Raw genomic sequence first — 7,162 nt, 5'->3', positions numbered from 1 at the left:
GTTCCTCGGCGGCGGCGTTGCCTTCGCCCTCGACCTCGAACTCGGCCAGCGGGCCGCGCACGGCCATCATCTGACCGGGCTCGCCGTGCAGGGCGGTGACGACGCCCGCGACCGGGCTGGTCAGCTCGACCGTGGCCTTGTCGGTCATGACGTCGGCGACGATCTGATCCTCGGCGACCGTATCGCCGACCTTGACGTGCCAGGCGACGAGCTCGGCTTCGGCGGTGCCTTCGCCCACGTCGGGCAGCTTGAATACGTAACGACCCATCTTAGCGACCTCCCGTCATGACGGCTTTCAGCGCGTCAGCGACCCGTTGCGGTCCGGGGAAATATTCCCATTCAAAGGCGTGCGGATAGGGCGTGTCCCAGCCGGTCACGCGCGCCACCGGCGCCTCCAGGTGATAGAAGCAGCGCTCCTGAACCAGCGCGCTCAGTTCGCCGCCGAAGCCCGAGGTTTTCGGCGCCTCGTGCACGATGATGCAGCGGCCGGTCTTCTTGACCGAGGCCTCGATGGCTTCGATGTCCAGCGGCACGAGGGTGCGCAGGTCGATGACCTCGGCGTCCACGCCCGCATGTTCGGCGCCCGCCAGCGCGACCCAGACCATGGTGCCATAGGCCAGGATGGTGACGTCGGACCCTTCCTTCATCACGCGGGCCTTGCCGATCGGCTCGATGTATTTGCCGGTCGGGACCTGGGCCAGTTCCTGCGCCTTCCACGGGCTGACCGGCCTTTCGTGCCAGCCGTCGAAGGGGCCGTTGTACAGGCGCTTGGGCTCGAAGAAGATGACCGGATCGTCGTCCTCGATCGCCGCCAGCAACAGGCCCTTGGCGTCATAGGGATTGGACGGGATCACCACCTTCAGACCGGCGATGTGGGTGAACAGGCTTTCCGGCGACTGGCTGTGCGTCTGGCCGCCGAAGATGCCGCCGCCATAGGGGCTGCGCACCACCATCGGCGTGGTGAACTGGCCGCCCGAGCGATAGCGCATCTTGGCCGCTTCGGAGACGATCTGGTCGTAGGCCGGATAGATGTAGTCGGCGAACTGGATCTCGACGACCGGGCGCAGGCCATAGGCGGCCATGCCGATGGCCGTGCCGACGATGCCGGATTCCGAGATCGGGGCGTCGAAGCTGCGGTTCAGGCCGTGCTTCTTCTGCAGGTGGTCGGTGACGCGGAAGACGCCGCCGAAATAGCCCGCGTCCTCGCCGTAGGAGACGACGGTGGGGTCTTCGGCCATCTTGACGTCCAGGGCCGAGTTCAGGGCCTGGATCATGTTCATCGCGGCGATAGCGGGCGCGGCCGGGGCGACCGACGCCGGGGCGTCCTTCTGGTCGACCATGTCGGCTTCAATCTTGTCGTTGATCTCGGCCATCACTCAGACTCCTACTTCGCGGCGCTGTTCGACTAGGCGCCAGTCCTCGGTCGCATAGACCTCCTCGAACATGGTCTTCACGCTGGGGCGCGATTGGCCCAGGGTGCCAATGGCCTCGGATTCCTTGGCGGCGGCGCGGACTTTCTCGACCGCTTCCTTCTCGGCTTCTTCCTGCTGTTCGTCGGACCATTCGCCCAGACCGATCAGGTGCTGCTTCAGGCGGGCGATCGGGTCGCCCAGCGGCCACTTCTCATGCTCGTCGCCGGGGCGGTAGCGGCTGGGGTCGTCCGAGGTCGAGTGCGGGGCGCCGCGATAGGTGAACAGCTCGATGATCGTCGCGCCCTGGTTGGTGCGCGCGCGCTCCTCGGCCCACTGGGTCGCCGCCCAGACGGCCAGGAAGTCGTTGCCGTCGACGCGCAGGGCGGGCAGGCCGTAGCCGATGCCTTTGGAGGCGAAGGTGGTGTCCAGACCCCCGGCGATGCCCTGGAAGGACGAGATGGCCCACTGGTTGTTGACGATGTTCAGGATGACCGGCGCGCGATAGACGGCGGCGAAGGTCAGGGCCGAGTGGAAGTCGCTTTCGGCCGTCGAGCCGTCGCCGATCCAGGTGATGGCGATCTTGTCGTCGCCGCGGATGGCCGAGGCCATGCCCCAGCCCACGGCCTGAACATATTGCGTGCCCAGATTGCCCGAGATGGTGAAGAAGCCGTAGTCCTTGGCCGAATACATGATCGGCAGCTGGCGGCCCTTGATGGGGTCTTCGGCGTTCGAATAAATCTGGTTCATCATGGTCGCGAGCGGATAGTCGCGCGCGATCAACAGGCCCTGCTGGCGATAGGTGGGGAAGCCCATGTCCTCGCGGCTCAGGATCATGCCCTGGGCGACCGCGATGGCCTCTTCGCCGGTGCACTTCATATAGAAGCTGGTCTTGCCTTGGCGGTGGGCGCGGTGCATTCGGTCGTCGAAGGCGCGCGTCAGGATCATGGCCTTCAGGCCGCGACGCATCGTCTCAGGGTCCAGCTTGGGATCCCACGGGCCCACGGCCTTGCCTTCATCGTCCAGCACGCGGATCAGGCGGAAGGCGAGATCGCGCATCTCGGCGGGCGCCGTGCTGACCTCCGGGCGGTCGACGACGCCCGGCGCATCGAGCTTCAGGTGGCTGAAATCAGGCGTGTCGCCCGGCCGACCCGAAGGCTCCGGCACGCGCAGCGACAGCGTCGGGGTGTTCTTCATCAATGCCTCCCGTCCGGTTGAACCGGCCGCGTTTCCTTATGGATGAGGGCATAGCATGGCGTATGATTGTTGGCTCTCCTAAAAATACCCTTGCCAAATGGCGTTTTGGGGTATTTTATTGCGCAGAAAGCTAATTCGGAGAAAGCCTTTGGCCGACGACCTCGACCCTATCGACGCGCGCATCCTCGACATCCTTCAACAGGACGCAGGCCTGTCTGTCGCCGAGGTCGCCGATCGCGTCGGCCTGTCGGCCTCGCCGTGCTGGCGCCGGATCAAGAGACTGGAGGACTCTGGCCTGATACGCAAGCGTGTCACGCTATTGGACGCCGGTCTTCTGGGCCTGGACTTCGAAGTCTACGCCATCGTCAAGCTGAGCCTGCCGACCCGCGACAATCTGCAGATCTTCGAACAGGCCGTCGAAAGCTGGCCCGAAGTGGTGCAGTGCGCCACCATCACGGGGCGCGAGGATTACGTCCTGCGCATCATCACCACCGACATGCACGCCTTCGACCAGTTCCTGCGCGACAAGCTGCTGACGCTGGGCATCGTCTCCAACTGCGAGAGCCATATCGTCACGCGCGGGGTGAAGAACGTCACCACCCTGCCGTTGGGCATCATCACGCCGCACGTCGGCTGAGGTTGATCGCGCCGTCGCCCTTGGTCAGCTCAGGCGGTCGAAGGCGACGGCGTGAACCTTGTCCCGCCCCAGCAGGGCGGCCAGCGGCGGGACGGAAAACAGGCCCGTGATCGCGGGATCGCGCACGTCCAGCCCCCCGGTGAAGGCGCCGAAGGCGGGCAGGATCAGCCGCCGCCCGTCGGTGACGAAGCAGGGCCGGCGCACGCCCCGGCCATAGGCGGCGACGCGGGCGGCGGGATGCAGGTGGCCCGCGACTTCGCCGGGCGCCGGATCGGTCTGCGGCTCATGGATCAGGTACAGGCCGCCCAGCGCCAGGGTCTCGACCACCCGGCCGGGCAGGCGCTTGAAGGGATTGGCCAGCGCGCCGGCCAGGGCGTCCAGGTCGTGATTGCCCTCCAGCCAGATCCAGTCGCGTCCGGCGGCCAGGGTTTCCAGCCACGTCAGCTGGGCGCTGTCCATGCGCGACACCGCCTTTGAATCATGGAAGCTGTCGCCCAGCAGGACGACCGTGCGCGGGTCCAGCGCCTCGATTTCGGCCTCGAGCCTGGCCAGGGTCGCGGGGCTGTCATAGGGCGGCAGCATCTGCCCGCGCGCCGCAAAGGCCGAGCCCTTCTCCAGATGCAGGTCCGAGGCGATCAGGGTCTTATGCGTCGGCAACCACAGGGCGCCGGAGCAGCGCAGTACGCAGGCTTCGCCGTTGACCGTCAGCCTCAGCCCGCCGCAGGGGTGGCGGAACGGGGACAGGGCTGCGCGCAAGGCGTCGTTCATCGTCCTTCTCTCCTCGGGGGAGAAGGTGGGCGGCGGCGCCGCTCGGATGAGGGGGCTGTATCCGCAGGCAAAGCGCTAAACGACGAACACGCGGCTGGCGTCCTCCTCATCCGTCTTGCTCCGAAAGCCACCTTCTCCCCCGAGGGGAGAAGGACGCACGATGTCTTCACGCGGCCCCCTTCAGCGCTTCGGGCGCGTCTTCCATGACCTCGGCGATCAGGGCCTCAGCGCTTTCGTCCAGGATCATCTCGGCGGCGTCTCCCCCGACGCGCTCGCGCCCGATCTGCACCAGCACCGGCACGCTGAAGGGCGAGGGCCGGTCCAGCCTCTTGTGCACGATGCGGCCATGGATGCGGCTCAGAAGCTGGCCCAGCCGCGCCACGTCCAACAGGCCTGTCGCCGCATCCTCCCGCGCCGTCCTCAGCAGCAGATGATCAGGCTGATGGCGCCGCAGCACGTCGTAGATCAGGTCGGTCGAAAACGTCACCTGCCGCCCGGTCTTCTCCGCCCCCGGCTGGCGCTGCTCGATCAGGCCTGAGATCAGGGCGCAGTTGCGGAAGGACCGCTTCATCATGAAGCTTTCCTCAAGCCAGGCCTCCAGATCGTCGCCCAGCATGTCCGGCTCGAACAGGGCGTCCAGGTCGATCCGATCCATCGGCCGGATCGACCAGATCGCCAGCGAATAGTCCGTCACCACAAAGCCCAGCGGCCCGGCGCCCATCCGGTCCAGCCGCCGCGTCAGCAGCATGGCCAGGGTCGTATGCGCCAGCCGCCCCTCGAACGGATAGGCGACCATGAAATGCCGCGTCCCGCGCGGAAAGGTCTCGACCAGCAGGGTCTGCGACTCCGGGATGGCGCTGCGGACCGCCTGAAGTTCCAGCCACTCCTGCACGTCGGGCGGCAGGACGCGCCAGTGGTCGCGGTCCTGCACCATGCGCCGCACCCGCTCGGCCAGAGAGGTGCCCAGCGGGAATTTCGAGCCGCCGTAGGAGGGGATCTTCGGGTCTTTATCGACGGCGGGCGAGACCAGGGCGTCCGTTTTCACGATGCCCTGAAAGGCCCAGACCTGACCGCCGAAGACGAAGGTGTCGCCGGGCGTCATCTGCTCGAAATACCATTCCTCTGCCTCGCCGATCTTGCGGCCTGCGACCAGGTGCTTGCCGCCCGCGCGCCGCCCCGCGACCCGCACATTCAGGTTGGCGGCCGAGACGATGGCGCCGACGTTCATACGGTGGCGCTGGGCCATCTGGGCGTTGCGGACCGTCCACTTGCCGTCGCGGGTGCGCACGATGCGGGCGAAGCGGTCATAGGTTCGCAGCGCATAGCCGCCGGTGGCGACCAGATCGACCACCTCCTCGAAGGCTTCATAGGTCAGGTCGCGATAGGGACCGGCCGTCGTCACCTCGGCGAACAGGTCGGCCAGGTCGAAGGCTTCCGAGCAGGCGCAGCCCATGACGTGCTGGGCCAGCGTATCCAGCGTGCCGGTATGCTCCGGCTCCCAGTCGAAGGCGTTCTCGGCCACGGCCTCGCGCGCGGCCTGGCACTCCAGCATCTCGAAGCGGCTAGCGGGGACCATCAGGGCGCGCGACGGCTCGTCCAGCCGGTGATTGGCCCGGCCGATGCGCTGGACCAGACGGCTGGCCCCCTTCGGCGCGGCCAGTTGGATGACCAGATCGACGTCGCCCCAGTCGATGCCCAGGTCCAGCGTCGAGGTGCAGACCACGGCCTTGAGGTCGCCGCGCGCCATGGCCGCCTCGACCTTGCGCCTCTGCTCGGCGGCCAGGGAGCCGTGGTGCAGGGCGATCGGCAGGTCGTCCTCATTGATCGCCCACAGCGACTGGAAGACGAACTCGGCCTGCCAGCGGGTGTTGACGAAGATCAGGCTCAGCCCTGCGCGGCGGATGGCGTCATAGACCTCGGGGATGGCGTGGACGCCGGTGTGCCCGGCCCAGGGGACGCGGCCCTCGCTGACCAGCACGTCCACCACCGGCGGCGCGCCCGGATCGCCGAGCACGACGCGAATCCCTTCTCCCCTTGTGGGAGAAGGTGGGCCCGAAGGGCTCGGACGAGGGGCTTCTCCGGGGCGGGATGAAGGGGGTTCGGAAATGTCGCGAGACCCCTCATCCGTCAGGTTCCGCCTGCCACCTTCTCCCACAAGGGGAGAAGGGGAGAGCCAGTCGGCGATCTTTTGCGGATCGTCCACCGTGGCGCTCAAGGCCACCCGCCGCATCTCCGGCGCGAACGTCTGCAACCGCGCCAGCCCCAGCGCCAGCAGGTCGCCGCGCTTGCCGCTCCAGATGGCGTGGACCTCGTCCAACACCACGCATTTCAGGTCGGCGAAATAGCCCCTCGCCCCCTCCCAGGCGCAGAACAGGGCCAACTGCTCCGGCGTGGTCAGCAGGATGTCGGGCGGGAAGTCGCGCTGGCGCTGCTTCTTCGACTGTTTGGTGTCGCCGGTGCGGCTTTCGACGTGGATGTTCAGCCCGATCTCGCGGATGGGCGTCATCAGGTTGCGTTCGACGTCGGTGGTCAGGGCCTTCAGCGGCGACAGATATAGGGTATGGACGCCCGACCCCGGCCCCGTCTGCGGCCTCGGCCCACGCTCGGCCAGATCGATCAGGCTGGGCAGGAAGCCCGCCAACGTCTTGCCCCCGCCCGTCGGCGCCACCAGCAGGGCGTGCTGTCCGGCCTGCGCCGCCGCGACCATCTCCAGCTGATGCCGGCGCGGCGACCAGCCCCGACCGGCGAACCAGTCGGCGAACAGGGGCGGAAGCGTTGCGGTGATCGGCGGCGTCACGCCAAGCCTATAGCATGTTCCCGTTCCGTTTCGTCACCTCTGGCGCTATCTAGCGAGGGTGACTGTCGAATCCGCCGAGATCAGCACCGCGTCGTCCCTGACGTTCGACCTGCCGCCCGCGCTGGCCACGCCGCCGGGGGCGGGAGCCGTGTGCGACGATCAGGGCGCGCGCAAGATCGGGCGGGGCGCCGCCGAGGGCCTGTTCACCGGCGGCGACGTCATCGTCGCCCACGCCGGACTGACTGCGCGGCGTCTGGGTCTGGCGCCGCCGCCGCGCTCGGTCGAGATGCTGGATGCGCTGGAGCTGTTCGCCTTCGTGCGCCCGGCGCGGTTCTGCGCTCCGTCGGCGACGGG

General features: G+C 67.6%; 6 protein-coding genes and 1 pseudogene. 2 read left to right on the top strand and 5 right to left on the bottom strand.

Annotation, left to right across the window (positions count from 1 at the left end; all coding sequences use genetic code 11):
- The 3 genes from BDIM_RS13970 to BDIM_RS13960 all read right to left on the bottom strand — a co-directional run.
- A partial coding sequence (locus tag BDIM_RS13970) for a biotin/lipoyl-containing protein (protein ID WP_345908510.1) occupies positions 1 to 268 on the bottom strand: 268 nt, incomplete at its 3' end.
- Position 269: 1 nt separating this feature from the next.
- Positions 270 to 1,373 carry an alpha-ketoacid dehydrogenase subunit beta gene (locus tag BDIM_RS13965; protein WP_198398704.1) on the bottom strand — a complete coding sequence of 368 codons (1,104 nt, stop codon included), beginning with the start codon at positions 1,371 to 1,373 and terminating at the stop codon, positions 270 to 272.
- Between the two features lie 3 nt (positions 1,374 to 1,376).
- Positions 1,377 to 2,606, bottom strand: a complete 1,230-nt coding sequence (locus BDIM_RS13960) for a 3-methyl-2-oxobutanoate dehydrogenase (2-methylpropanoyl-transferring) subunit alpha (protein ID WP_003166243.1) — start codon at positions 2,604 to 2,606, stop codon at positions 1,377 to 1,379.
- Between the two features lie 148 nt (positions 2,607 to 2,754).
- On the opposite strand from BDIM_RS13960, the gene BDIM_RS13955 reads away from it, so the two are divergent.
- Positions 2,755 to 3,243 (top strand): Lrp/AsnC family transcriptional regulator, encoded by a 489-nt coding sequence (locus BDIM_RS13955; protein WP_003166242.1) that lies wholly within the window; start codon positions 2,755 to 2,757, stop codon positions 3,241 to 3,243.
- A 24-nt stretch (positions 3,244 to 3,267) separates the two neighbouring features.
- On the opposite strand, the gene pdeM is transcribed toward BDIM_RS13955, so the two are convergent.
- Positions 3,268 to 4,011 carry a ligase-associated DNA damage response endonuclease PdeM gene (gene pdeM, locus BDIM_RS13950; protein ID WP_003166241.1) on the bottom strand — a complete coding sequence of 248 codons (744 nt, stop codon included), beginning with the start codon at positions 4,009 to 4,011 and terminating at the stop codon, positions 3,268 to 3,270.
- Positions 4,012 to 4,177: 166 nt separating this feature from the next.
- Entirely contained in the window at positions 4,178 to 6,808 is a 2,631-nt protein-coding gene (locus BDIM_RS13945) for a ligase-associated DNA damage response DEXH box helicase (protein ID WP_003166240.1), read from the bottom strand.
- A gap of 58 nt (positions 6,809 to 6,866) precedes the next feature.
- Here BDIM_RS13945 and BDIM_RS18135 point away from each other — a divergent pair.
- Positions 6,867 to 7,162 (top strand): annotated as a pseudogene (locus BDIM_RS18135) (ATP-dependent DNA helicase); the annotation flags it as partial.

Origin of the sequence: Brevundimonas diminuta ATCC 11568 (assembly GCF_000204035.1) — a bacterium.
GTDB classification, from domain to species: Bacteria; Pseudomonadota; Alphaproteobacteria; order Caulobacterales; family Caulobacteraceae; genus Brevundimonas; species Brevundimonas diminuta.
The sequence above is the reverse complement of the archived record's forward strand: the minus strand, read 5'-3'. Positions and strand labels throughout refer to the sequence as shown.